This window comes from Cyanobacterium aponinum PCC 10605 (assembly GCF_000317675.1).
In the GTDB taxonomy this organism is placed as follows: Bacteria; Cyanobacteriota; Cyanobacteriia; order Cyanobacteriales; family Cyanobacteriaceae; genus PCC-10605.
Genome location: NC_019776.1, coordinates 424,221 through 449,972, shown reverse-complemented (window position 1 = coordinate 449,972; position 25,752 = coordinate 424,221). Strand labels below are relative to the sequence as shown.

Annotated in this window: 24 protein-coding genes, 2 tRNA genes and 1 pseudogene; 16 read left to right on the top strand and 11 right to left on the bottom strand. The window is 33.7% G+C overall.

The window, feature by feature from the left end:
* The first annotated feature begins 6 nt into the window (after nt 1-6).
* From CYAN10605_RS01800 to CYAN10605_RS01785, 6 genes and pseudogenes are all read left to right on the top strand, one after another.
* Nucleotides 7-453, top strand: a complete 447-nt coding sequence (locus tag CYAN10605_RS01800) for an ABA4-like family protein (protein ID WP_015218228.1) — start codon at nt 7-9, stop codon at nt 451-453.
* Between the two features lie 49 nt (nt 454-502).
* Nucleotides 503-634 (top strand): annotated as a pseudogene (locus CYAN10605_RS19425) (hypothetical protein); the annotation flags it as partial.
* Nucleotides 635-813: 179 nt separating this feature from the next.
* Nucleotides 814-990 carry an HmpF-related protein gene (locus CYAN10605_RS18750; RefSeq protein WP_190275009.1) on the top strand — a complete coding sequence of 59 codons (177 nt, stop codon included), beginning with the start codon at nt 814-816 and terminating at the stop codon, nt 988-990.
* Nucleotides 978-2,378 carry a pilus motility taxis protein HmpF gene (gene hmpF, locus CYAN10605_RS01795; RefSeq protein ID WP_241212815.1) on the top strand — a complete coding sequence of 467 codons (1,401 nt, stop codon included), beginning with the start codon at nt 978-980 and terminating at the stop codon, nt 2,376-2,378. Before CYAN10605_RS18750 ends, hmpF begins: the two co-directional genes overlap by 13 nt.
* A 3-nt stretch (nt 2,379-2,381) precedes the next feature.
* Nucleotides 2,382-3,224 (top strand): hypothetical protein, encoded by an 843-nt coding sequence (locus tag CYAN10605_RS01790; protein WP_015218227.1) that lies wholly within the window; start codon nt 2,382-2,384, stop codon nt 3,222-3,224.
* Nucleotides 3,225-3,270: 46 nt separating this feature from the next.
* Nucleotides 3,271-3,354 (top strand) — tRNA-Leu (locus CYAN10605_RS01785).
* Between the two features lie 151 nt (nt 3,355-3,505).
* Here CYAN10605_RS01785 and CYAN10605_RS01780 read toward each other — a convergent pair.
* A complete protein-coding gene (locus CYAN10605_RS01780; protein ID WP_015218226.1) occupies nt 3,506-3,829 on the bottom strand; it encodes a hypothetical protein in 324 nt (107 codons plus the stop codon).
* 134 nt (nt 3,830-3,963) lie between these two features.
* On the opposite strand from CYAN10605_RS01780, the gene arsS reads away from it, so the two are divergent.
* From arsS to CYAN10605_RS01745, 7 genes are all read left to right on the top strand, one after another.
* A complete protein-coding gene (gene arsS, locus CYAN10605_RS01775; protein WP_015218225.1) occupies nt 3,964-4,953 on the top strand; it encodes an arsenosugar biosynthesis radical SAM (seleno)protein ArsS in 990 nt (329 codons plus the stop codon).
* A 301-nt stretch (nt 4,954-5,254) separates the two neighbouring features.
* Nucleotides 5,255-5,962 (top strand): HAD family hydrolase, encoded by a 708-nt coding sequence (locus tag CYAN10605_RS01770; RefSeq protein ID WP_206536265.1) that lies wholly within the window; start codon nt 5,255-5,257, stop codon nt 5,960-5,962.
* Nucleotides 5,963-5,976: 14 nt separating this feature from the next.
* Nucleotides 5,977-6,049, top strand: a tRNA-Ala gene (locus tag CYAN10605_RS01765).
* A 116-nt stretch (nt 6,050-6,165) separates the two neighbouring features.
* A complete protein-coding gene (locus CYAN10605_RS01760; RefSeq protein WP_015218223.1) occupies nt 6,166-6,924 on the top strand; it encodes a class I SAM-dependent methyltransferase in 759 nt (252 codons plus the stop codon).
* A gap of 99 nt (nt 6,925-7,023) precedes the next feature.
* Nucleotides 7,024-8,250, top strand: a complete 1,227-nt coding sequence (locus CYAN10605_RS01755) for an LL-diaminopimelate aminotransferase (RefSeq protein ID WP_015218222.1) — start codon at nt 7,024-7,026, stop codon at nt 8,248-8,250.
* 331 nt (nt 8,251-8,581) lie between these two features.
* A complete protein-coding gene (locus tag CYAN10605_RS01750) occupies nt 8,582-11,014 on the top strand; it encodes a SpoIIE family protein phosphatase (RefSeq protein ID WP_241212792.1) in 2,433 nt (810 codons plus the stop codon).
* 394 nt (nt 11,015-11,408) lie between these two features.
* On the top strand, nt 11,409-12,086 hold the full coding sequence (locus tag CYAN10605_RS01745; RefSeq protein WP_015218220.1) for a GDSL-type esterase/lipase family protein: 678 nt from the start codon (nt 11,409-11,411) through the stop codon (nt 12,084-12,086).
* Between the two features lie 187 nt (nt 12,087-12,273).
* Here CYAN10605_RS01745 and CYAN10605_RS01740 read toward each other — a convergent pair whose 3' ends face one another.
* The gene (locus CYAN10605_RS01740; protein WP_015218219.1) at nt 12,274-13,167 is read right to left on the bottom strand and encodes a CoB--CoM heterodisulfide reductase iron-sulfur subunit B family protein; all 894 of its coding nucleotides are present in this window, start codon (nt 13,165-13,167) and stop codon (nt 12,274-12,276) included.
* 150 nt (nt 13,168-13,317) lie between these two features.
* On the opposite strand from CYAN10605_RS01740, the gene CYAN10605_RS01735 reads away from it, so the two are divergent.
* Nucleotides 13,318-14,901, top strand: a complete 1,584-nt coding sequence (locus CYAN10605_RS01735; protein ID WP_015218218.1) for a glycerol-3-phosphate dehydrogenase/oxidase — start codon at nt 13,318-13,320, stop codon at nt 14,899-14,901.
* Between the two features lie 248 nt (nt 14,902-15,149).
* Here CYAN10605_RS01735 and CYAN10605_RS01730 read toward each other — a convergent pair whose 3' ends face one another.
* From CYAN10605_RS01730 to CYAN10605_RS18745, 3 genes are all read right to left on the bottom strand, one after another.
* A complete protein-coding gene (locus CYAN10605_RS01730) occupies nt 15,150-15,539 on the bottom strand; it encodes a RidA family protein (RefSeq protein ID WP_015218217.1) in 390 nt (129 codons plus the stop codon).
* Nucleotides 15,540-15,640: 101 nt separating this feature from the next.
* Entirely contained in the window at nt 15,641-15,886 is a 246-nt protein-coding gene (gene psaC, locus CYAN10605_RS01725) for a photosystem I iron-sulfur center protein PsaC (protein WP_012307203.1), read from the bottom strand.
* Between the two features lie 342 nt (nt 15,887-16,228).
* On the bottom strand, nt 16,229-16,375 hold the full coding sequence (locus tag CYAN10605_RS18745; RefSeq protein ID WP_015218216.1) for a hypothetical protein: 147 nt from the start codon (nt 16,373-16,375) through the stop codon (nt 16,229-16,231).
* Between the two features lie 331 nt (nt 16,376-16,706).
* Here CYAN10605_RS18745 and CYAN10605_RS18740 point away from each other — a divergent pair, with 331 nt between their 5' ends.
* A complete protein-coding gene (locus CYAN10605_RS18740; protein ID WP_155082486.1) occupies nt 16,707-17,249 on the top strand; it encodes a hypothetical protein in 543 nt (180 codons plus the stop codon).
* A 187-nt stretch (nt 17,250-17,436) separates the two neighbouring features.
* Nucleotides 17,437-18,219, top strand: a complete 783-nt coding sequence (locus tag CYAN10605_RS01715; protein ID WP_150108919.1) for a hypothetical protein — start codon at nt 17,437-17,439, stop codon at nt 18,217-18,219.
* A 434-nt stretch (nt 18,220-18,653) separates the two neighbouring features.
* On the opposite strand, the gene rseP is transcribed toward CYAN10605_RS01715, so the two are convergent.
* The 6 genes from rseP to CYAN10605_RS01685 all read right to left on the bottom strand — a co-directional run bounded on the left by rseP (nt 18,654) and on the right by CYAN10605_RS01685 (nt 25,746).
* The gene (gene rseP / locus CYAN10605_RS01710) at nt 18,654-19,748 is read right to left on the bottom strand and encodes an RIP metalloprotease RseP (RefSeq protein WP_015218213.1); all 1,095 of its coding nucleotides are present in this window, start codon (nt 19,746-19,748) and stop codon (nt 18,654-18,656) included.
* 127 nt (nt 19,749-19,875) lie between these two features.
* Nucleotides 19,876-21,120, bottom strand: a complete 1,245-nt coding sequence (locus CYAN10605_RS01705; RefSeq protein WP_015218212.1) for a D-alanyl-D-alanine carboxypeptidase — start codon at nt 21,118-21,120, stop codon at nt 19,876-19,878.
* A 254-nt stretch (nt 21,121-21,374) separates the two neighbouring features.
* Nucleotides 21,375-22,412 carry a type 2 isopentenyl-diphosphate Delta-isomerase gene (gene fni, locus CYAN10605_RS01700; RefSeq protein WP_015218211.1) on the bottom strand — a complete coding sequence of 346 codons (1,038 nt, stop codon included), beginning with the start codon at nt 22,410-22,412 and terminating at the stop codon, nt 21,375-21,377.
* Nucleotides 22,413-22,598: 186 nt separating this feature from the next.
* Nucleotides 22,599-23,408: a TIGR03943 family putative permease subunit gene (locus CYAN10605_RS01695; RefSeq protein WP_015218210.1), complete on the bottom strand. Its 810-nt coding sequence runs from the start codon at nt 23,406-23,408 to the stop codon at nt 22,599-22,601.
* Between the two features lie 17 nt (nt 23,409-23,425).
* The gene (locus tag CYAN10605_RS01690) at nt 23,426-24,460 is read right to left on the bottom strand and encodes a permease (protein WP_015218209.1); all 1,035 of its coding nucleotides are present in this window, start codon (nt 24,458-24,460) and stop codon (nt 23,426-23,428) included.
* A gap of 692 nt (nt 24,461-25,152) precedes the next feature.
* A complete protein-coding gene (locus CYAN10605_RS01685) occupies nt 25,153-25,746 on the bottom strand; it encodes a DUF3011 domain-containing protein (protein WP_041922603.1) in 594 nt (197 codons plus the stop codon).
* Nucleotides 25,747-25,752 lie beyond the last annotated feature (6 nt).

Below are 25,752 nucleotides of genomic sequence, written 5' to 3'. Positions count from 1 at the left end.
AAATCAATGATCGAGCTAAACCAATTATTTAATTTAACCAATTTATTTGTTTTACCATTTTGGACAATGATGGTTTTTCTTCCTAATTGGCAGTGGACACAAAAAATAATGAAATCTTATGTGATCTTTTTGCCCTTAATATTTGTCTATATATATTTATTTATTACTGGCTTAAATTCTGAATCAATTGAAATATTATCAAATCCTAAATTGACAGATTTAGCACAAGTTTTCAGTAATCCAAATATTACTTTTGCTGGTTGGGTTCACTTTCTTGTTTTAGACTTATTTTTAGGTAGATATATTTATTGGCAAGGACAAACTGAAAAAATCTGGACGATTCACTCCCTAATTCTTTGTTTATTCGCTGGTCCTATTGGGTTTTTATCCCACATAATTACCCGTTTTATTCAATTAAGTCTCATCCAAAAAACAGAAGCAGAAACGGTCTAATTAGAGTTTCTTTCTCTGATTTAATGGTGAGAGTCGTCAATTTGCTGGAGATTTTACTACCCACCCCGATTTCAAGGTAGAAGGTGCGATCGAATCAGGATTGAGAGCGGCAAGACAAATAGACCCCTTAGCACGTTCAGAAGCTGATAGTTTTGTACGTCAAGAACAACTTTGTCTTTAATAGAAACTCCAAGGACTTAAAATCAACGAGTGAGGGGAGAAAAAATTAGGATAATCATGGTCAATTAGGATACAAACAACCTCAATCATTTAGTGGCAAAATCCAATCATGAGCTATTATCATTTATGATTAGAGGAATATATTATAAAAAGGTAAACCATAAGTAGGGATCAGGATTTGTGTTATATCTGGCAGAGGTAAAAGTTCAAAATAGAGGTTTTGTTGGTGGCTATAAAACAGAATTAAAACTGTTAGCAGTACAAGCCAGTGATCAAACATGGAATATTGTTTCCGGAGATGACATCGTTACCATAACGATCAAACAGGAAAAGGTACTCTCTATATTCTCAATTTAGATGGAAATAAACAATTACAATCCAATCCTGAATTGGCAGGTCAAAGAATAGTTAATTATTTACGTCATCTTTCCAGAACCTTAGAGAAGTCAAAGGCTCAAGAAGAGGAAATAGAAACGTGGAAAGAATCTTTGCAACTTCAAGGGGAAGAAATTGGTCGTCGTCAAGCAGAACTAGATCAGCAACAACAATTATTACAGCAACAGCAACAAGAACTAGCCAGACTAGAAGAGGAGAAAGAAAAACTTAGTGGTGCATGGGAACAAGTTAGACAAGAACAGGCTCGTTCCAATCAAAATAAAGAAAATTTAGCTAACGTTATCCAAGAATTTAGTCAAAGTGGCTATAACAGAGAATTATTACCCCAAGCACTATCAGCCTTAGATAATCAACAAGCATTATTAGATAATTGTTGGCAACAGCTAGAAGTTCAAAAAACCACCTTGCAACAAAAGCAACAGGCACTAAGTTCTAAAAAGCAAAGTTTATTACAACATAGGCAAGAGGTGAGGGTATTGCATGAAAAATTGCAACAAGCCGTTATCAATTTAGAATTACAAGAACATTTACTGAAAGAAAAAGAAAGCGCTTTTGAGCGTATTAATCATAATTTTCAAGCTGTTCAACGTCTTGATGATGAGGTTAGTTTTTTAATGGATGACAGTGATGAAACTGATATTGATTTCCAAAGACTTGAATCTATGCCTTTAGGGGAATTAGAGGAAGTTTTTAATAATTTACAACAAGAAACTTCCAAGCTGGTTAATTTCGTCAATATGCAAGAAGAAGAATTATCTTTACAAAGTAATGAAGTGAAGGAAGTTCAACATAAACTTTCTCAAGCTAGTGAAGTGGAAAAATTTTCCCTAGAAACAGAACTAGCAGATGCTCAGGAAGCCATGAAACTGTTAAATGAAACCTTAGTAGGACAAAGAAGAAACCTCAAAAAGCAACAGAAAGTTTTAAATGAGCATTTGAAAATTTTAAGTCGTCGTAAGGGTTTAGCAGATGTGGAATTTTCTGAAACAGTTAGCCTTCGCCCTTTAAAGGATGAAATAGAGGTGCAAAAAGATATTATTGCCAGAAATAAAGAAAGAGTAGAAAATGAGATGAATAATTTACGACAAACTCGCCCCCATTTAGAACAAGAATTAAATCAAGTTAGACAACAGTATGAACAAAAACAAGCTCAAACGGAAATTTTAGAAGAAGAGTGGTTGAATTTATATCAACAAGTTGCGAAAATTGAGGTTGAGGTGGAACTTTTAGAACAAAATATCAATCCTTTGCAACAGGAATTAAATTCTGCAAGAAATCAACTTCAAACCTTAGAACCCGCAAACAAAAAAATAGAATATCTCTTACAACAAATCCAATCTATATTATAAATTGTGAATATTTTAACTGTACTCTGTGAGGGAATAAAAGATAGTAGTGAGGTTAGAGAAAAGGAAAGAGAAGAGAGGGAAAAGGGTTATTTTAAATACCCTAATTATGACCTTGTTAAATATATTCAGGTTTTTGTGAATATTCGTTTTTTGTCTTTACCTGTTTTTGTTCTTACCCTCGTTTTTTATTCATTGTCTATTTCCCAAGTTTGTGGCGAGACAGTCGGTGATAGTTCAAACTTAGATGTTGATCCTAGCCTAATAGAAAATAGTCCAGTTATTCAAAAATGGATTAAAGAAATTCCCGATGTTAGTGACGAAATTCGCAATCAGCCTAGTTTTCCTACCTTATTTCGCATTGGATATAGTCAGTTTCCCTCTAATCATCATTCTGGTGGCGTTTATTTTGGCATTGAAGATTTATTTGTAGGTGATACTCCTCTAACTTTTAGTGCCGACTACAGCAGTGATTTAAGTAATAATTCTCAAGGGCAACGTCTCTCTGTCGGTAGCACGATACAATATTATCTTTTACCTTTAGGTAGTTATATTAACATTGCTCCTGTGGTTGGTTATCGGTACATTGAAACCAATGGTTATCATAGTGATGGTGTTAATGTTGGTGTTAAAGTCAAATTGGCATTTTCTCCTCAAGGTGCGGCGGATATATCTTTAATTCAAAGTTTTATCGCTCCTACTAGCAATGATGAAGTGGGGGTTACAGAAATCAAAGCAGGATATGCGATTAATAAACATTTACGCTTATCGAGTGGTATTAGTTGGCAAAATTCTATTAAGCAGGAAGACTCCCAACTTAATATTGGTTTAGAATGGATTTTGAAATAATTTCCCAGATAATTGCTAAATACGCTAGAATTGTTAAATTATCAGGGCGGGACTGGCGGAATTGGTAGACGCGCTAGATTCAGGTTCTAGTGTTCGCAAGAACTTCCGGGTTCAAGTCCCGGGTTCCGCATTTATTAATTAACCTAAGTTCGAGATTTTATCTATGAGTGATGGAGAAAAGGGCAAGGAACAAAGGAGAATAGTTTATAACTGATAAAATAAATGTCTGACATTTATCTTTGCTTACAAAATTGACTATATTTCATTATAAATTTATTAATTTAAATTTCTTCTGTTGTCTGTGTTGAGTTATTTTCCGAGAGGATTAATTTGGCACAAATATCTCTAAGTCGCATTCTTTCTATGTAAGGCCATCCTCCTACTTCTTCTAAATGTCTTAAAAGTAAATAGAGGCGATGACGAGTATCTGGCAAAGCTGGTTCAAACATTTGTTGTTGAATGTTGCGGTGCAATGTTTCTAATTCCCTTAAGATAAAGAGTACTGCAAAAAGATTTTCTTGGGATTCTTCGGCTATATCCCAAATCTGTTTAACTAATTCTTTAATTTTGGGTTCGATCGCACTATAATTATAATCGCTATTCATGAATATTCAATTTACTAACAGGAAAACCATGATAATTGATCCTACTGACTTTTGCCTTCATAATCAATTATGAGTTGTTATAACTTAAATAATAGTTAAAAATAAGAAAATAATATCAAATTTAAGAAGCAACAATGAGTTTTTCTGACAGCATTATGAGTTTTTCTGAGCGAGTTAAGCATAATTTACCCAAAGAGAAAATTGATATTCTGCAAATTAATTTAGGAAGAAAATGTAATATTAGTTGTACTCATTGTCATGTAGAAGCATCCCCAAAAAGAACAGAAGAATTAAGTGAAATAGCCTGTCAAAAAATATTAAAAATTATTGAATTGTTCCCCCAAATAAAAACAGTAGATTTAACGGGGGGAGCTCCAGAAATGAATTATGGTTTTGCTGAGATTGTTAGAGTAGCTAGAAAATTTAATAAAGAAGTAATAGTAAGAACTAACCTGACCATATTTTTTGAAAATAATTATGAGTATTTACCTGAATACTTTGCTGATAACCAATTAAGAGTAGTTGCATCTCTACCTTGTTATTTAGAGGGTAATGTTGATAAACAAAGAGGTAATGGAGTCTATAATAAGTCAGTATTAGCTTTACAAAAGTTAAATCAGCTAGGCTATGGCTATGATCCTAACTTAATTTTAGACTTAGTTTATAATCCTGTTTTACCACAAGAAAAAAAATTTAATTTAACTCCTAGACAAGATAACTTAGAAGAGAATTATAAAAAATATTTAAAAGACAATTTTCAAATTAAATTCAATAATCTATTTACTATTACTAATTTACCCATTGGAAGGACTAAATTCTACTTAGATAAATTTAATTTAACACAGGATTATTTAAGATTTTTAGAAGCTAATTTTAATAGTGCGACCTTACCTTTTTTAATGTGTAGAAATCAGTTATCTATTGATTATTTGGGAAATATTTATGATTGTGATTTTAATCAAATGAGTGGTCTTAATGCTGTCAATCATCAAGGAAAAAAACTAACCTTAGATGATATTTTAGATAGCAATAGTTTAGATCTAATTTCTCAAATCAGAACGGAAGATTATTGTTATGGTTGTACTGCAGGGAGTGGTTCTAGTTGTGGGGGTGCTTTATTGTAACTTCAGTTTGGCTTAAAAATATTTAATTGAGGTAGTTTCTAGGTGTTAGGTAGCAGGTGTTGGGGATAGGGGGATGAGGGGATGGAAGGAGAGGTGGCAGGTATCAGGTTTCAGAAAAAAGTAATGAGTAACGAGTAACGAGTAATTATCAACTATTCACTATTCACTATTCACTACTTACCTTTGCCCTTTTTTTGACCATAGTCAGAAAAATTTATCATGAACTCGGGTTATTATAATTAATTGTAGTGATGTCAGTGCTTAGGTTTTATTAATCGATGCTTTAAGGGGTTATTGTATGGTGTTGAAAGCGATTCTATTTGATTTTAATGGGGTTATTGTTAATGATGAGATAATTCACCAAAAACTAATTGATGAGTTATTATTGAGGGAAAATTTACCGCCATCGGGTAATCAATATCAGAAATTTTGCCTAGGAAGAAGCGATCGCGCCTGTATTAAAGATATATTAGAAGCAAGAGGTAGAGTTATAGGTGAAGAATATTTAGACAAATTGATTCAAAGAAAAGCTCAAGATTATCGGCGAATCCTTGAGGAAATGGAAAAATTACCAAGTTGCGATCGCATCACTGAATTTATTTTATCATTACAATCTCGTCATTTATCCCTCGGAATCGTTACAGGGGCATTACGCACAGAAACAGAATATATACTAGAAAAAATGAACATTTGTCAATACTTCTCCGTAATTGTGGCAGGAGATGACATCAAAACCAGTAAGCCTTCTGGTGATGGTTACTTGCTCGCAGTGGAAAAAATCAATCAACAAAATCCCTCCCTAGAATTAAAACCATCGGAATGTTTAGTAATTGAAGATACCCCCGCAGGAATCGAAGCTGGAAAAAATGCTGGTATGGCAGTGGTTGGAGTCGCAAACACCTATCCCTTACATCTGTTACAACGACAAGCTAATTGGTGTGTGGATAATCTGATGCAATTAGATTTAGATTGGATCAATGATACTATGAAAGCTAATTTTACGTTATAATGGAAGGTTGATTCGGGGCATTAGCTCAGTTGGTAGAGTGCTGCGATCGCACCGCAGAGGTCAGGGGTTCGAATCCCCTATGCTCCATTTATTTATCTAACACTCAAAATATTATTACCATTGCAAGAGTGCTTCGTTGCCCATTCCCGATCTAAACTAAAAAGCATAGCTTAATTCACTAACCCTGTACATAAGAAGAAAAAATGGAAGATTATCAACTTTTAATAGATCTTCATAAAAATGCCTATAGACAAGGTCCTGGAGGTGATACTGAGTCAAAAAAGGCACTTGATTTAGGAATGCTAGATAAATCCCAACCTTTGAAGATTGCCGATATAGGCTGTGGCACAGGGGCTTCTACTCTATTATTAGGGAATCTTTTAGATGCTCAAATTACGGCGGTGGATTTTCTTCAAGACTTTCTCGACATACTTAACACTAGGGCAAAAAATTCTGGATTGGCAGAAAAAATAAGTACTCTTTGTTGTTCCATGGAAAATTTACCCTTTGAAGACGAAGAATATGACGTTATTTGGTCTGAGGGTGCAATATACAATATGGGTTTTGAAAAAGGAGTAATAGACTGGAATCGTTATTTAAAAGTGGGTGGATTATTAGTAGTTTCAGAAATTACTTGGATTAGTAATTCTCGCCCTTTAGAGGTTCAGCAATATTGGGAAAAAGAATATCCAGAAATAGATGTGTCATCTTCCAAGATTAAGATATTAGAGAAAAACGGTTATTCTCCCATTGGCTACTTTGTTTTACCAGAACATTGTTGGTTAGATAATTACTATCAACCGATGCAGAATAACTTTCAAGATTTCCTTATGCGAAATGGTAATAGTGAAGATGCTAGAGCAATAGTCGAAGCTGAAAATAAGGAAATAGAATTATACAAGAAATATAAAAATTATTATAGTTATGGTGTATATATTGCTAAAAAGTTACATTTACCATAGAAACTTAGCAAAGTAGTGATTATATGTAATGAATCCAACTATTTCAGCAGAACCTAATTAATGATAAACTGAGATGATTAATCTTTACATTTATTAATAATGGCACGAATTAACGATAATTACTTAAAATTAAAAGCTGGTTATCTTTTTCCTGAAATTGCTAGACGGGTTAACGCTTTTGCTCAAGCAAATCCCGACGCTAAAATTATCAAATTGGGCATTGGTGACGTTACTGAACCTTTACCCCAAGCCTGTCGTAATGCGATGGTGAAAGCAGTGGAAGATATGGGCGATCGCGCTAATTTCAAAGGTTATGGACCTGAACAAGGATACCTATGGTTAAGAGAGGCGATCGCAACTAATGATTTTCAAGCTAGAGGGTGTGATATATCCCCAGATGAAATCTTTATCTCTGACGGTTCTAAGTGCGATACAGGCAATATTTTAGACATTTTTGGCAAAGATAATAAAATTGCCGTTACAGACCCAGTATATCCTGTTTACGTTGATACAAATGTCATGGCTGGTCATACAGGAGAAGCCAACGAGAAAGGAGAGTATGAGGGTTTAGTTTACCTCCCCATCAGTGCCGAAAATGATTTTACCGCCGAATTACCTAACGAAGCAGTTGATTTAATCTATCTTTGTTTCCCCAACAATCCTACCGGTGCAACAGCTACTAAAGAGTATTTACAAAAATGGGTGGACTATGCCAAGGCAAACGATTCTATTATTTTATTCGATGCCGCCTATGAAGCCTTTATTACCGATCCTACTTTACCTCATTCCATTTATGAAATAGAAGGGGCAAAAGAATGTGCGATCGAATTTCGCTCTTTTTCCAAAAATGCAGGATTTACAGGAACTCGTTGTGCTTTAACCGTTGTACCTAAAACCCTCAAAGGAAAAGCGAATGATGGCAGTGAAGTAGAGTTATGGAAACTCTGGAATCGTCGCCAATCCACAAAATTTAACGGTGTATCTTACATCGTACAAAGAGGAGCAGAAGCAGTATATTCTCCCGAAGGAAAAGCACAAATTAAAGAATTAGTCAACTTTTACCTCGAAAATGCTAAGATTATTCGAGAAGAACTCACTAAAGCTGGTTTAACCGTTTATGGTGGTGTTAATGCACCTTATGTATGGGTAAAAACCCCCGATGGTTTATCTAGTTGGGACTTTTTCGACAAACTCTTACACAATGATAATGTAGTTGGCACTCCCGGATCTGGTTTTGGTGCCGCAGGGGAAGGTTATTTTCGTCTTAGTGCTTTCAACAGTCGTGAAAACGTCATCGAAGCCATGAGAAGAATTAACGGTAAATAACCTCAATTCGGTTTAAGAATATCGGATAAGGGTAGGTTTCGGGTGGCAGGTTGCAGGTGTTAGGGTGATGAGGAGATGGGGGGATGAGGTGATGAGGGGAAAGGGGGAAACAAGTAATAAATAATAAATTAGTAATAAGTATTCGTGATAAATTAGTAATAAGTGTTCGGGGTTTTTAATTCTTAATTTTTAATTCTTAATTCTTAATTCTTAATTATTGCCTATTGCCTTGTCCTAATTAACTCCTAATTAAAAATTCCTTACTATGCTTAGGTTATTCAATCAGCTTAATTGTCGAACAAATCTGCGATCGCTGCTTGTGTTTCCTTTTGTGTGTCAAATACTTATCGTTTTAGGAGTAGTTAGCTATTTATCTTATCGTAGTTCTCAAAAAGCCCTGCAAGAAATAACGAATAATCTACAACAAGAGATAATATTGCGTATTGATAGTAATATAAATGGTTATTTAGAAGAAGGAAATCATCTCAATCAAGTAAATAATAATAATATTATTTTTAATCCTTCATTAATTAATAATTTGCAAGAATTAGGAAGGTTTTTTGTTTACCAATATCGCTGGAATAATACCGCTAATATTATTGGATTTGCCCGTCAAGATGGTAGCTATGTAGAAGTTTCTCGCCAACCATCAGGGGATTTTCACTTAGTTATTTTAGAACAAAAAGAGGGGCAATCAAATCAATTATCGACATATTTGATTAATGCCAAAGGTGATATTTTAAAAACCCTTAGTATTGAAAAAAACAGCGAGTTTGACCCACGTGAAAGTTCATGGTATCAAGAAACAGTCAAAAACAATCCAAGCGGTTGGCAGAATATTTATCAAACCAAATTAACCAATCAATTAGTTATTGCTAGTAGTCGAGTAATTTATAATTCAGATCAAGAATTTATCGGTGTTTTAACTAATAATATTCGCTTGGGAGAATTGAGTTTATTTTTAAATCAATTAAAAGTAGGTAAAACAGGAGCGGCTTTTATTCTTGATAGAAAAGGTAGATTAATTGCAGATTCGGTTAAATTTTCTCAAGGTACATTAGAAGAAGAAGAAAGATTTTTATTTACCCCTGCCACTACTAACAACAATCCTTATATTCGCAATATAGCAGAATATTTAAAGAAAAAAAATTTATTCTCTAAATCATTAGAAAATAGCTTGGTTATAGATTTAGCTATTAATCAAGAAAAAATATTAATAGATGTCATTCCCTTTAATAATCAAGAAGGTATTGATTGGCTGATTGTTTTAGTTATTCCCGAATCAGATTTCACAGGATTTATTCGAGCAAATACCCGTGTTAGTCTAAGTTTATCTATCTTGGCTATTATTATTGCAACCATAAGCGGTTTAATCACATCCAAAGTAATTATTCAACCAATTATTAACCTAAAAAATGCGTCTCAAAAAATATCCCAAGGCAAATTTAATCAAAAAATTCCCTCTCAAGGAATACAAGAATTAGACTCTTTAGCACAATATTTTAATCACATGAGTGAGATGTTAGAGTCTATTTTTAATAACCTCAATAAATCTTTACAAGACGTTTCTAATCTAAAGTATGCTATAGATCAATCCGCTATTGTTACGATAACAGACCCAGAAGGAATTATTATTTATAGTAATGATAAATTAGTAGAAGTATCCGGTTATTCTTATGAAGAATTAATCGGCACAAAAACAAAAAAATTAAAATCAGGTTGTCATAGTCAAGAATTTTATCATCAATTATGGACAACGATTTCTCAGGGAAAAGTTTGGAGAGGAGAAATAAAAAATAAAACTAAAAATAATCGTTTTTATTGGGTAGATACAACTATTGTTCCTTTAACTGATGAAAAGGGAAATATCTTACAATATTTATCTATTCAAACAGAAATTACAGAAAGAAAAAAATTAGAGAAAAATTTAGAGCAAATAGTACAAATCAGAACTCACGAACTTGCCCAAGCCAATGAAGAAATTACCTTACTAAATCAACGATTATGCTCTGAAAATTTGCAACTAACAGGCAAACTAAAATTACTCCATCAAATGCAACAATTAATTCTACCAAAAAAAGAGGAATTGGAAAAAATACATTGTTTAGATATTGCGGGTTATAGTGAACCTACTGACGAATTAGGAGGAGATTATTACGATATTTTAGCGGATGATAATAGTGTCACTATTGGCATAGGAGATGTCACTGGTCATGGTTTAGAAAGTGGTATTTTAATGGTAATGACTCAGGCGGCAATATGCACTTTAAAACATTTAGGAGATACAAATCCTATTGACTTTTTAGACATATTAAATCGGGCGATTTTTTTTAATGTTCGTCGAATGAAGTCAGAAAAAAATTTATCATTAGCTATTATTAATTATTGTCAGGGAGAAGTTTGTATCGCTGGACAACATGAGGAAATAATTATTGTGAGAAATCATGGAGAAATAGAGTTAATTGATACTATTGATTTAGGTTTACCTATCGGTATTGATGAAGATATAAAAGAGTTTATAAATTATCACAAAATTACTTTAGATAAAGGAGATGGTATAGTGCTTTATACAGATGGTATCACTGAAGCAAGGGATGTTAATAAAAATCAATACGGTATTGAGCGTTTGTGTCAGGTTGTGAGTGAAAATTGGAGTTTAAGTTGTGAGCAAATAAGAGATATTATTATTGATGATGTAAAAAGGTTTATTGGTTTGCAAAAAATCGAAGATGACCTTACTCTATTACTATTAAAACAACGGTAAATAAATTAAGAATGGCTCTCTTACTTCTCGTCGTGTCAATTATTGCTTAGGAAAAGGTGTCAGGTTGCAGGTGTCAGGTGTCAGGTCAAATACAAACTTTTAATTTATAAAAAATACATTTTCGTTATAATTTGTCCCATATATTATAAGGTTTATAACAGTTATTTTCTAATAATTTATTATGACTACTTTAGAAGAGCCTTAAAAATTAAGAATTAAAAATTAACTATCGACGACATTGAAAAATATCATGGTTTGAATATTTTAAAAAACCTTTTCCCTTTTCCCCTCCCCCCTCTCGAGGGGGGATAAAGGGGGGTTTCTCTTCCCTAAGCTAACCAGCAAAATTAGACTCAAACTAGCTTACTAATTGAATAGATTACTAATTGACAAAATGCAAACACTTGATAACTTGACTCTGAATAATCAGGTACTGTCTTCACAACCATTGCGCATTATTGCCATTGGAGATAGTTTGGTATATGGTTATGGAGATAAAGAAGGGGGAGGATGGGTAGAAAGATTGCGCCGTCACTGGATGAATAGTCCTCAAGATCATGTATTGTATAATTTGGGTATAAGAGGCGATCGCACTTCTCAAGTAAAAAAAAGATTAAGCCTAGAATTTAGCTACCGAGGAGAAATCAGAAATAAATATCCTGACCTAATAATAATGTCTGTCGGGGTCAATGATACCCCTCGTTTGGGACATAATCAAGGACGAAATCAAACCAGTTACGAGCAGTTTAGTGTAGAGATAAATAGCTTGTTAGATCAAGCCCAAGAATTAGCTCCTGTCATGTTTGTCGGCATGATTCCCGTTGATGAGGATAAAATGCCCTTTCTCGACTGTTTTTACTTCAATCTTAGAGACCAATATCACTATAAAGAAATAACGAAACAAGCCTGTCAACTAAGAAATATACCTTACCTTGATACCTTCGATTTATGGATGAGTCGAGGTGAAAACTGGCGAAAATCTCAAATGTCACCAGATGGGCTACATCCAAATGTTAAAGGCTATGAAACTCTTTTCCAAGAGATACAACAATGGCAACCAATTTTTTCTTGAGTTCAAAGTTCGGAGTTTAGAAAAAGGTGTCAGGTTTCACTCAGATTTTGCTTGCATCTAGCCAAAAATGCACTGGTGAAGGAAGAGAATAGGAAACAGTAAAAACTGTTGATATTTGAAATTAATAAGTGCGATCGTATCTTTTAATTAAACCTTAATTCGGCAACACCATTTTGTTAATTTTATATCAATATCCCAATAAATGTAAAACTTTTGCGGTGGAAACCACATGATTATTCAGACCCAACTTTTCAGGCTCAATGCCTAAAGCTAAACCAACTAATTGGGGTAAATGTAAAATCGGTAAATCTAATTTTTTTTGTATAACTTTCGCAACTTCTGGTTGACGAGAATCGAGATTAAGGTGACATAAAGGACAAGGAGTTACAATACAGTCTGCACCATTGTTGATTGCATCCAAAAGATTCTTTCCTGCCATTTTAAAAGATTGTTCTGTGGCATAGCTAGAAAGAGGCCAACCACAACATTTGATTCTACCCTCATAAAATACAGGAGTTGCCCCTAATACTGAAAATACTTGTTCTAATGATTGAGGATTGAAAGGATTATCAAAAGGAAGATGTTTTTGAGCCCTTAATAAGTAACAACCATAAAAAGCGGCACACTTTAAACCTTTAAGGGATTTGACCACTTTTGCTTGTAGTGCATCTAAACCATAATCACTAATTAAAGCCCATAAAATATGTTTTACTTCTGTTGTACCTTGATAAGGTGAGCAATTTTCTTTCTTTAAAAAACCATTGACTTGGTTAAAATATTCCACATCATTTTCTTTTGCTTCTTTTAATCTCTCATCCACATGACCAATTACTCCCTGACAAGTACTACAGTGGGTAAGCAAAGGTAAATTTAGCGATTCTGCAAGGGCAATATTTCTTGCATTTACAGTATCTTCTAATAACTGTGAGTCTTCTTTGTAAGTTCCAGAGCCACAACAAGCCGCTTTTTTTAATTCGATTAATTCAATATCTAAAGCCTGAGATATGGCTATAGTAGATTGATGTAACTCATGACAAGCCCCTTGAGCAACACATCCGGGAAAATAAGCATAGCGAAGCATAAGTAAATAGAAAAATGAGTGGTTTAGAGATTAGTATTTTAATCATAACTAAATTTTGCAACACCAGATAATCGAGTAAGAAATGAATTAAAAATGTAAGTTAAATGAGTCTTAGCTTATACTGAAAGAGACGATCAGAATTGTATTATCATGAAAACACAGCTAATCGAAAGACAAGCCCAAATCAAAAAATTAAAGCAACAAGAGTTTGACTGTCTGATTATTGGCGGTGGTGCAACGGGTGTTGGATCGGCGTTAGAGGCTACAAGAAGAGGCTTAAAGACTGGTTTGGTAGAGCGTTTTGACTTTGCACAAGGTACAAGTAGTAAAAGCACTAAATTACTTCATGGGGGAGTGCGTTATTTAGAACAGGCTTTCAAAAAATTTGATTGGAATCAATTTAATTTGGTACGAGATGCTTTAGCAGAGAGAAAAAATGTCATTCAAATGGCTCCACATTTAGCAAAGCCCCTACCTCTGATTATTCCTCTTTATCAGTTTTGGCAAATGCCTTATTATTTTTCTGGGCTATTAATGTATGATTTTTTATCTGGAAAACAAAGTTTAGGTAGAAGCAAGTTATTGAGTCTCAAACAAACTTTAGAGCTATTCCCCACTCTCAATACAGAGGGGATGATTGGTAGTGTCATGTATTATGATGGTCAATTTGATGATGCTCGTTTGAATGTAGAAGTTGCTATGACAGCTATTGAATGTGGAGCTGCGATCGCAAATTATGTAGAAGTTACGGAAATTATCAAAGAAGGAGAAAAATGTAGAGGAGTTAGAGTGAAAGATACTTTAACCCAAGAAACCTTTGAAATAAAAGCTCAAATCATTGTTAATGCCACTGGTCCTTATACTGATTCTATTAGGGAATTAGATCAACCCACCACAGAAAAATTGTTGAAAGTTAGTTCTGGAGTGCATATAGTTATAAATAAATCTTTTGCTCCCGGAGAAGGTGCATTATTGATACCTAAGACTGAAGATGGTAGGGTTATTTTCATCGTACCTTGGCGAGGTTTTACTTTAATTGGCACAACAGATGAACCAGCAAAAGTAGAAGATAATCCTCAAGCCACCGAAGCCGAAATTCAATATCTACTTAAATATACGAATCAATTTTTAGACAAAACTGTCAAACGAGAAGATGTATTGTCTGCGTGGTGTGGGTTACGACCATTAGTTTCCCCTACCCATGCGGCGGCTAAATCCACAGCAAAATTATCACGAGATCACACTATAATAACCTCTAAATCTGGTTTAATTACTATCACTGGCGGAAAATGGACTACTTTCCGCAAAATGGCAAAAGATACTATTAATAAGGTGTTTAATCAATTATCTTTTTCTTCCACTGCCAATTCATCTCTATCTTTAATTCCTGTTGTGGGGGGGAAAGACTTTGACAGAAATGAATTAGACAAACAATTAGCCACTAATGTTGATGATGAGCAGATAAGAAGTCATTTAATCAATTACTACGGTTCAAGAAGTTTGATAATTCAGGAAATAACAAAAGAATTAGGCGTTGAGAGATTGACCCCCAAATATCCTTTTATTACGGCAGAAGTTGTTTATGTTTACCGCTATGAAATGGCTCAAAAACCAGAAGATATACTAGCAAGAAGATTTAGGCTTAGTTTCTTAGATTCTCAAACCAGCCAACAATTGAAAGAAAGGGTGTCAGAAATTATTAGCAATCTTCAACAAGTCCCAATTGAAAAATAAAGAGTGGAGACTTGTATTTGACAAAATTTCTCTGAAACAATTATTAAATTGAGAAAAAATGTATTTAAAACCATTTTAATCGTAGTTTATATTAATTACGAATACTTTTCTCTGTTCCTCTTCTCCCCTTAAAAGGGGAGACACAGAGGGGTTTGCCCTTTTCCTACCGCCACCTACGGTAATTCTACTCAAATTCTTTATTTAATGGGAGTCTTACGTCAACAAGATAAATATTTTCTGATTTATTGTTATCTTACGGCAATACACTCAATTTCTACTAAAACATCCTTGGGTAAGCGAGAAACTTCTACACAAGCACGAGCGGGAGGTTGTTCTTTAAAATATTCAGCATAAACTTCATTCATTGGGACAAAATTAGTTAAATCACTGAGAAAAACTCCTGTTTTAACAACATTAGACCAATTAACACCACTTTCGATTAAGATGGCTTCAATATTTTTCATCACTTGTCTAGTTTGTGCCTTTATGTCTCCCTCTCCAACAATTTCTCCTGTTTCCGGATTTAAGGGAATTTGCCCCGCAAGAAAAATTAATTCCCCTGTAGCTGAGATGGCTTGACTATAAGGACCGAGGGGAAAAGGAGCATTCTCTGTAAAAATAACTTTTTTCTGACTCATAATAAAATTTGGTTAATGATTATAAAAAAATATTTAAGCAAAAAAAAACCAACTGCCGTCAAAAAAAAAGACAACAGTGGTGATTTTGATATATTTATTTATTAGTAGGCTAGACCCATACTGCGAGTGGTTTCTGCACCTAAATAAACACGGATACTTAAAAAGTCGGTAGGACAAGCAGTTTCACAACGTTTGCAACCTACACAATCCTCAGTACGAGGAGAAGACGCAATTTGTCCAGCTTTACAGCCATCCCAAGGTACCATTTCTAATACATCAAGGGGACAAGCACGAACACATTGAGTACAACCAATACAAGTATCGTAAATTTTTACACTATGGGACATAAAAAATACTCCTTAGCGAGTTGTTATTAATGATTTCTTAAGTCAGTTTACTTAAACGCAGTATATAATCTCTGTCACCTTTTCTGATATATAACTTCAAACTCTGTAACAATTTTTCTTCTTTTAGGATGGACAACGATAGATAAAAAGCAATGATTAGAAATTATAAAGTTTAGAATCAGGATAAATAATAAATAATTCAACTTTAAATAATAGATAATGATTAAATTTCTATGGAGAAAGAGTCGTTTTTTAAACTTTTGCCATGTGAAATCTCGCCTCTTATTTCACTTCAGGAAGAAGTGTGGCAATACTAAAAAAAGAAATAATTATATTACAAGACTATGATATATAATTTCCCATCATTAACCAATTTTGTTTTTCCCATAATACATTGAACACATCATCAACGGTACATAAAAGAAAGTCAGAAAAAGTTATCTTACTATTAACATTAACCTCTGGTTTTATTCTGATTCCCTCATTCATATTGCTTATGGCCTCATCATGGGGTATTGATGACTACTTTATCGCTAAACTTTATCAGACAGAGAACTTTCATGGTTTATCTAACAGAATTTTCTTTTGGAGTCCAAGGTTTTTTTCCGAAATTGTTTTATATGTATATTATCGATTAGTTCCTTTTCTTGGTAAACCGTTAACAGGAGGGATTAATCTTATCACATGGCTTTTTTTAATAAGTTCTATTTTTTTGTTTATCAAGGAAACTCTGAAAAAACATAGTTTAGTCCGACAAGATGTTTACATAAAATTATTAATCCCACTTTTTATTACATTTGTTCTGTTAAATTATTTTCTCTTGAGTCAAAATCCGGGCTCTATGTTTTATGAGTCAGTAATTTCTGTTCCTTATGTTTCAACTTTGGCAGGAATAATATTTAATCTCAATTTTTTTATTAATCAAAGTAATTCCATTAGTATTTCTCGGTTTTATCTTTTATATTTAATTATCTTCGGTGTTATCACATCATCTTCATGGGAAATGGGAGCAATTTACCAACTACTTTTTAGTACGTGTTTATTTTTCTCCTTGATATTAACTACTATTTCAACTAGATTTTATGATCTTCCTTTTCATAGTTTACATACTTTTAGTCGTTGGACATTATCGATAGCTAATTTAATCCCGTTTTCCCTTTCTTTATATATTTTATTTTTGCTTAAATCAAATAGACTTGAAGTTGTTGAATTAGCTCAAATTGAATCCCCATTAAAAGGAAATTTTCAAAATAGTTTAAGTAGTTCCTTTATACAATTTTTTAGAGAAATATTTTTTTTAAATGATGTGTCAGGAGAAGCTCAAGTTAATTTTTTTTTCTTTTACATATTCTATTTTTTATAAGTTGGCTTTTTTGCTTTTGCTTATTCTAATCTTTTATCGAGTACAAATTAAGTTTAATGTTATTACCAAAAATGCCTGTTTTATATCAATTTTACCCCTTTTTGTTACTCAGTTTGTTATTACATTATCTTGCTATTATAAATTTGGTCTAAGTTCTTTGCCTAGACAGTTAAGTTTTAAGTCTGCATTGATCGGATTATTACTAGTTATTATTGCATTAATAATTGCTTCAAATTTATCTTATAAATCAAAGAAATTTAGATTCAAATCAATACTAAATAATTCTATTAATCTACTTATTACTTTTTCTTTAACTTTTATTCTTTTAATTAATTTACAATTCAAATATCTCAAACAAGACCTAAATAACTTAAGTAATATTGTTGCTAGTAATACTCAAAACTGGCAAGAAAATCTTAACTCTGATCAGCCAATAGCTATTTATACGACAATATTAACACATTATGTGGGAAGGACATATTTAGATGATGGGTTTTATCCTTCTTGTGACAAAGAAGAAGGATTTAATGTTTTTGCGGAACGATATGCAAATTACTTTAATAAAAATAAATTATATGTAATTCCTTTTAATTCTGAATCCCCAAATTTTAATCTAAATATATTACAAAAAAAAGCAAATAAGATCAATTTTATTTGTAGTCATAGCAGTGATTTAGGTAATGTTGATTCTATTAATCAAAGTGAAATTAAAAATTCTGTTTTTGAGTTAGTGGAAAATCAAGAAATTGTATTAACAGGATGGGCGATTAACCCAGATAAAAGTAAAGGGAAAAAAGTATTAATTACTATGGGTGATGATAATAAAATAGTTAAGGAGACACAAGTTAATTTACCACGTCCAGATGTTGCTGATTATTTCAATAATCCAATTTATCTTAATTCAGGTTGGTTACTATCTTTTATTCCCACTATTAACGCTTCTCAAGATCCTGTTAAATTCAGAGTATAGTCTTATGATCCTATTACAAAAGAGGCTTACTTATTTAAAGAATTTTACCTTAAGTTTCACGAATCTTAATTTTACTCTGATTGAATTTGATTAAATAATTTGCTTATAATCTTGATATTCTTGAGAAGATCGAAAAAAACTTCTATCAGGGTGAAGCTATTTCATTATAATTTTTTGAGTATTTTTTTGAGTATTAAGTAATAAATAAGGTTCTTCAGAATGTGGTTATGATAAATTAAGAGAAACAGGACTTCTATAACCTTTATAAAATAGTGTTTATAGTTAAATAAAAACTAAAAGTTTATAAATTATTATTTAATAATCCCTTATTGCCTCTTGCCTGTTGCCTACCCTAACTAATAATTTACATACTCACACTGATAGAGCTATAAGTGTTCCTAATTCCTAATAAAATACACAGTATTTTTACTTTTTTATTCAGGCAATAATTGTTGGAAGAAAGCGAGATTTGCAGTGTCTCTTAAGATTAAGAAAACTCCTAAACCTAAAAGTAATACTAGGCCCGTTTGCATAATACCTTCTTGTAATTTATTGGGTAAGGGTTTCCCTGTGATTCCTTCTACTACTAAAAATGCTAGTTGTCCTCCATCGAGGGCAGGTAAAGGTAAGATGTTGATAATGGCTAAGTTGATGCTAATTAATGCTCCAAATTGGAAAAGATTACCTAGATCATTTTTTGCTAATTCTGCTCCTACTGCAACAATGGCAACAGGCCCCGCCACCTGACGGGCATTTTCTTGAAAATTGGTGATTAATTGTCCAAATCCTTGAACTGTTAACGTTGTATAGCGTTCAAATTGTTCGGCGGCAAGGGTAAATGGTTCAATTATATTTTGAGGACGGCGTTTTATAATTTCTCCATTAGGTGCTAACATTACTCCTATTTTTCCTTGCCCATTTTCTCCCAATTCGGGGATTATAGGTAAAGATAGGGTTTCTTCTCCTCTTTTAATTGTAAAGTTAAGGGTTTGATTGGGTGATTTCTGGATGGTTTGTCGTAAAATATCGATCGCATCTTCTTGAGTAGGTAAAGTTTGATTATCGATGGCTAAAACTACATCACCACTTTTCAACCCTGCTTTTTGGGCTGGAGATTCTATTTCCGTGAGAATTTCAGGAATTAAGACACCTTGTTGATAATTAAAATCCTGAACACCGACGGTAGCAACTTGTCCTACTAATAAGAGATAGGCAAAAATCAGATTTGCGATAACCCCTGCACTAATAACAATAGCACGATCGAACACTGGACGATTTCGTAATAAATTGGGATCATCTAAAGGGATTTTACTATCAGGATCATCATCTGGAAAACCTACATAACCCCCTAACGGAAATGCTCTGAGGGCATATTCTGTTTCTTTACCGTCATATTTAGCCAAAACTGGTCCAAAACCAATAGAAAACTTATTAACGTGAATTCCCTGTAATCTAGCCGCACCAAAATGTCCTAATTCATGTACTACTATTAATATTCCTAAAACGGCGATCGCTGCCAATACTGACATAATTATAATTTACCTTTGTTAAGAAATCTTTAACATTTATTATAATATAACCTCAGTTCGGCATAAGAATAGGTGTTAGTGAACTAAGCTATAGTTTTTAGTTTAGATCGGGAATGGATGAGAGCACTTAACGAAGATAGCCAAATTTAACTTCAATATCAGAATTTGGTTTTAAGGGTTCAATAGTCCAATGGTTGTGCAAATTTTGTAATAAAACATCCTGTTGATTACGCAAGTTATCTAAGCCATTTCCATAGTTAACAATGGCAAAATAAACTTTTTCCCTCTCAGATGTTTGAATAACTCCTGCTAAGGCACTAACTACGGCTAAAGAGCCTGTTTTACAGGGGATACCAAAGGGAATATTTCGAGCTTCGATCGTACCTTTATTGTCCACTCCTGATACTGGAAATAAATCTCCTAAGTTGTAATTAGTTTTTTCAAGAAGGGTATCTAATGCCATAAACATTCTGGCGACAGCACGGGGAGAAATACGGTTATCAACTCCCAATCCAGAGCCGTTTTGCAATAAAATTTCCTCTTGAGGCACATTAGCCACTTGAGACACAATTTGGGCGATTTTTTCTCCCCCTCCTATCTGTTGAGCAAGAGATTCAGCGATTTTATTGTTACTATAAACATTCATTAAACGCAGAATTTCTCTGAGGGTTAAAGATTGATGAGTTAAGATTAACTGGGAATGATCTGGCTTCTGGGAAAAAACTTTTACTCCCCCTTGAATACTAATTTTGGGACGTTTTTGGAAGTTTTGAATCTCTTGATATTGTTTTTCGATGACATAAGACCAATTATCGCTGTTAAATGCTTGTTTTAACATTTCTCCCGATTTTAAGGGGTTTTCTTGATAATTCATCTGCCAATTACCCACTAAAATCAAATCCCCTGTAATGTTATTGATACCTAAATCCTGTAATCTATTTGCAAGGGCGATCGCTTCTTCCCAGACAAATAAAGGATCTCCTCCAGCCTCAACAATTAAATCCCCTTCTAAAGTACCATTATTGATTTTTCCTGTAGTGAAAATATTAGTGACAAAACGATGATCTAAATCCCATGTTTGTAAAGATGCGATCGTGGTGGCAACTTTAGTTAGAGAAGCGGCGGGGGCGGGTATTTTACCTCGATTATCAGCTTCGATCGACCAATTAGACTGAATCCAAACCCCTTGTTGATCTTTGATTAATCCCTGATTTGCCAAATTATTGAGATACTGATCGACTATAATCTGCACTTGAGGATCTGATTGGGTCTGAATTTGAAAAATCTTTGCCTCATGCCACCTAATAACGGGAAAAGAATCTGATTGAGGAGACTTAAAAAACAAAAAGGCGAATAAATCAGCTATAAACATCAGTCACAGAAGGGAATAACACCAAATAGTAATCTATTTTACCCTGAATTCTGGATAAATTTTGATCTATGAATGATGGAGAAAAGGGCAAAGGGCAAAGGTGAATAGTGAATAGTGAATAGTGAATAGTGTTTATAGTAAAAAAAAACTAAAAGTTTATAAATTATTATTTAATAATCCCCTATTGCCTCTTGCCTTTCAGCTTACCCTAACTAATAATTTACATACTCAAAGTGATAGAGCCATTTTAATTTTTAATTATTAATCGTTAAGTTTTGGGAAGTTTTTAAAGAATTTATATTCTTATTTCCTGTACAGAAAAGTACTGTTTTTATCTCCGCAATTATTAGTTTTACTAACTCCTCAATAGCTTCTTCTGAAGTCATAGCCGTTTTAAGAAAAGGATAAGCTAAACCCACCACGTCCGCACCTAAAGCCAACATTTTAGCCACTTCTAAACCATTACGAATACCTCCCGAAGCGATTAGGGGTATCTCGGAATATTGTTGCCGAATGTCTCTAACGCAGTCAGCCGTGGGAATACCCCAATTAGCAAAGGTTTTACCTAATTCTTTCTGAAGGGGATTTTTCGCCCTTTCACTCTCTACCATCGCCCATGATGTCCCACCCATACCAGCTACATCAATAGCCTGAATACCTGCATTAATAAGTTTTTCCGCCATTTTTACGGATATACCGTTACCCACTTCTTTGGCAATAACGGGTATGGGTAATTTATCACATACTTGCTCAATTTTTGTTAATAAGTCTTTGAAATTGGTGTCTCCTTCAGGTTGGATACATTCTTGTAAGGGGTTGAAATGGAGAATTAAAGCATCTGCTTCTAAAATTTCCACTAATTTTAAGCATTCTTGCCAGTTATAACCATAATTAAGTTGTACAGCCCCCAAATTGGCTAATAACATTATATCTGGGGCATTATCACGTACTTGAAAGGTAGAAGCGATTTCTGGTTTTTCAATAATAACACGTCCTGAACCAATACCCATTGGTAAACCATATTTTTGGGCAATCCTAGCCAATCTTTGGTTAATTAATTGGGCGTTTTCCGTGCCTCCTGTCATAGAAGATATTAACAAAGGAGTATTTAATTGACGGTTTAAAAAAGTGGTATTAATGTCTATTTCTTGATAGTCTAATTCTGGTAAACAAACATGGGTAAATTGATATTTTTCTAAGCCATTTGTAATTTGGTTTACTTGTACTTTTTCATCTAAGCAAATACGAATATGATCATCTTTTCGGCTTTGAGTTTCTGTTAAATTTACCATAATAAACCTAATTAAATATAAAATTTTTTTGGCGATGTAAAGGTTATTTCAATTAGAAATTGACAATTAAGAAAAGGGCAAACCCCCCTTTATCCCCCCTCGAGAGGGGGGAAGGCAATGATTAATAGTGAATAATTAATAACTCAGAACCCATATTTTCCTTTCTTTCTAGCCCTGATGAACAAACTAATAAGCATAAGGATTAGAAGGAGTCGGAATTGTTTTTACCATTTTTGCTTGTAAAACTAATTGTCTCTTTTCCTTGACTAATTTATTTTCGGTTACTTCTAAGGCGGGTAAAGTGACAGTATTCATCAAACCTTGAACTTCTAACCAACTATCAGGAGGAAATTCATTGCGAGAATCGGGTAGTTCTACCAAAATCCCCACGGGGTAAGCATCCACCGCACAACAGGTCAAGACAAAGCGAGAAAGATAAATATAGTTATCAGGAAGATGATCTAAATGTACCACGAATCCCGTTATGTTAGCAGATTGACCGATATAATTATCTGGCTCAGGATATACATTCAAGGTTCTAACCCATTCTATCAAAGAGCGCTTTTCAGGGGGAATTTGATTAAGAAAAGATTGAGTTTGCAGGGTTGTGGGAGGTAAGGTATCTGTTACGCCTCTTTGCATTGCAGTTTGGCTATTTAACACCATTGGATTGATAATCAAACCTAAAACCGCAACGGCTATCAATAGGCTACTTCCCCATCCTTTGGGTAGTAGGTTGCTGTGTTGACTATTTGCTAATTGTTCAAAATTGGGATTTTTTTGATGATAAATAAATACTTGATATATCTTCGCTATAGATAGTAACAATAAAATAATACTACTAATAAGTACTAATAAAAAATAGTTAGGGTGAATTAATAAATAAAGCTGTCCTGTTATCCAATATTTAAACAATAATATTGACCAAGAAAAAATAGCTATTATATCTATAACATTAAACCATTGTTTTTTATTATTTAGTAGGTGATTAATCATGGTTTTAATAATAAAAATTAGAATAGATAGTTATAGGAGAGAGTTAATATAAAAGTTAATTGAGCAACAATTACCATTAAATAAACAATCATTCTTGGTTTAAAAATAGATAACATTAAGCCGATCGCTTTTATATCAATCATAGGTCCAAAAACCAGAAATGCAACTAAAGAAGCGGTGGTAAAAGTAGAGGCAAAAGATAGCACAAAAAATGAATCAACCGTAGAACAAATAGAAACAACGGCGGCTAAAATCATCATGGAGATAATAGAAGTGATGGTATCTTGTCCTAAATTCAAAATAATCTCTCTGGGGACAAAGACTTGTATTGAAGCTGCGATCGCACTTCCTAATATTAACACACCGCCTAATTCTCTGAGTTCGTTCGTAACATTGCTAATAAATAAATTCCACTTGTAAGACTTACTAACTTGACTTTTTGGATTAACAGGGGATTTCAACAAAGTTTGATCCATTTTGACTGTCTGCCCTTGAGGTGAAAGAAGAAAGCTACCAGATTGTAAAAGACTGTATTCTGGTTGAGAGGGAGATGTTTGAAGGGATTTTTTGGCTTCCATTTGCTCAAAAATAACAGTCAAACGCTTTGCTAACAATGGTTTCAATAGAGGTCGAGGATCTTTTTGTAAACTGAAAATACACCCTACCGCAATGGCAATAGTCAAAGAAAAGATTATCCTTAACCAAAAAACTTCAGGTTGTCCTCTAAAAGCGACATAAGTTGACCATAAAACGATAGGATTGATAGTAGGGGCGGCAAGAAGAAAAGAAATTGCAACGGAGGTAGGTAAACCTTGTAACAGTAAACGACGGGCAACGGGAATGTTGCCACACTCGCATACAGGAAAGAAAAAACCGAATAAACTGCCAATTATCGAACCCAAAAAAGGATGATTGGGGATTCTTTTAATTAAATTACCTTCATCAAAAAAAAGAATTAAACTACTAGATAACAATACCCCCATTAACAAAAAGGGCATCGCCTCAACTAATAAACTGGTAAATAAAGTAAAAGCACTATAAATTTGAGTCATGAGTGTGAGATAAAAAAAATAAGAAACCTAATTACTAAAAACCAATAATCTAAGTCATAAGCTAATCTGAGTTGGATATTTTGATAAAGAGGAGAATTCTTAAGACATGAATATATTATCAGGCGTTGCTGACTTTAGCTCATTTAAGTGAGGTTGGGGGGAGAATGAGGAATAGGTAATAGTGATAATATTTTGATGTCTCAATTTTTTACATAATTTCAGTACATTTCATACCATTATTAAGTAACGCCTATTATCAAAATAAAGAAAAAGATAACTCAGAACACTTGATATAGACTCATTATTTATCATCTCGGTTCCATCTAAAGTTCTACTTTGGAAGACTATAAATTAATCTAAATAGACATCTCCATTAATTGCTAAAACGAGGGCTGAAGCCCTTACTACGAGCCAATAAAAAATATTTTTTGGAGAAGTCTAATGAAAGTAACCTGAGTTCGGGATAAATTTTCATCCATGAATGATGGAGAAAAGAGCAAACCCCCCTTTATCCCCCCTCTCGAGGGGGGAGGGCAAAGGTGAATAGTGAATAGATTTTAATTAGTAATTAACAATTTAGATAAGGCAATAGGCAATAGTGTTTAATCAACTTCCCCCTAATGCTCCAATACCCCAATGTCCTAACACTCTGACTCCTGATGAAACCTCTATCTTATCCATTATTCATTGAATTATCGTCTTCTAATTTCAAAAACCCCACGACATCCTTGATCAACCCAAATGCCATTTCTATCGTAACCCCATGTACTTCCTTCCCAACATCCAGAATTACTAAGTTGTCGTCTCATCACAACACGATCGCCTCTACGAATATCCGCACCACAACGGGTATAATTTCCTCGATCAGAATTACAGGTAATAGTATTACCCCCATCATAATTGTTATTGTCAGAACTACTGGCTATGGCTGCTGCGATCGCACCTACAGCTAAAACACCACCAATAATTGCCGCCGTATTATCTCCACTACTATTATTATTATTGTTGTAATTATCCCCTCTTCCTCTGACGGCAAATTCAGCACTACAACCGCGATCGACCCAAATACCATTACGATCATAACCCCATGTACTTCCTTGACGGCACTCCGTTCGACTCAATTGGCGAATTAACTTAACTCCCCCTCTGGTGTCGGCATCACAAAATTTATAACGTCCTTTGTAAGACTCACAGGTAAGACGACTTTCTGCGGATGCAGGAGTTGCTTGAGCAAAAAATCCACAGCTAATGACGCTAATTAAAGCTAACTTATACCAATGCTTCATTTTTAA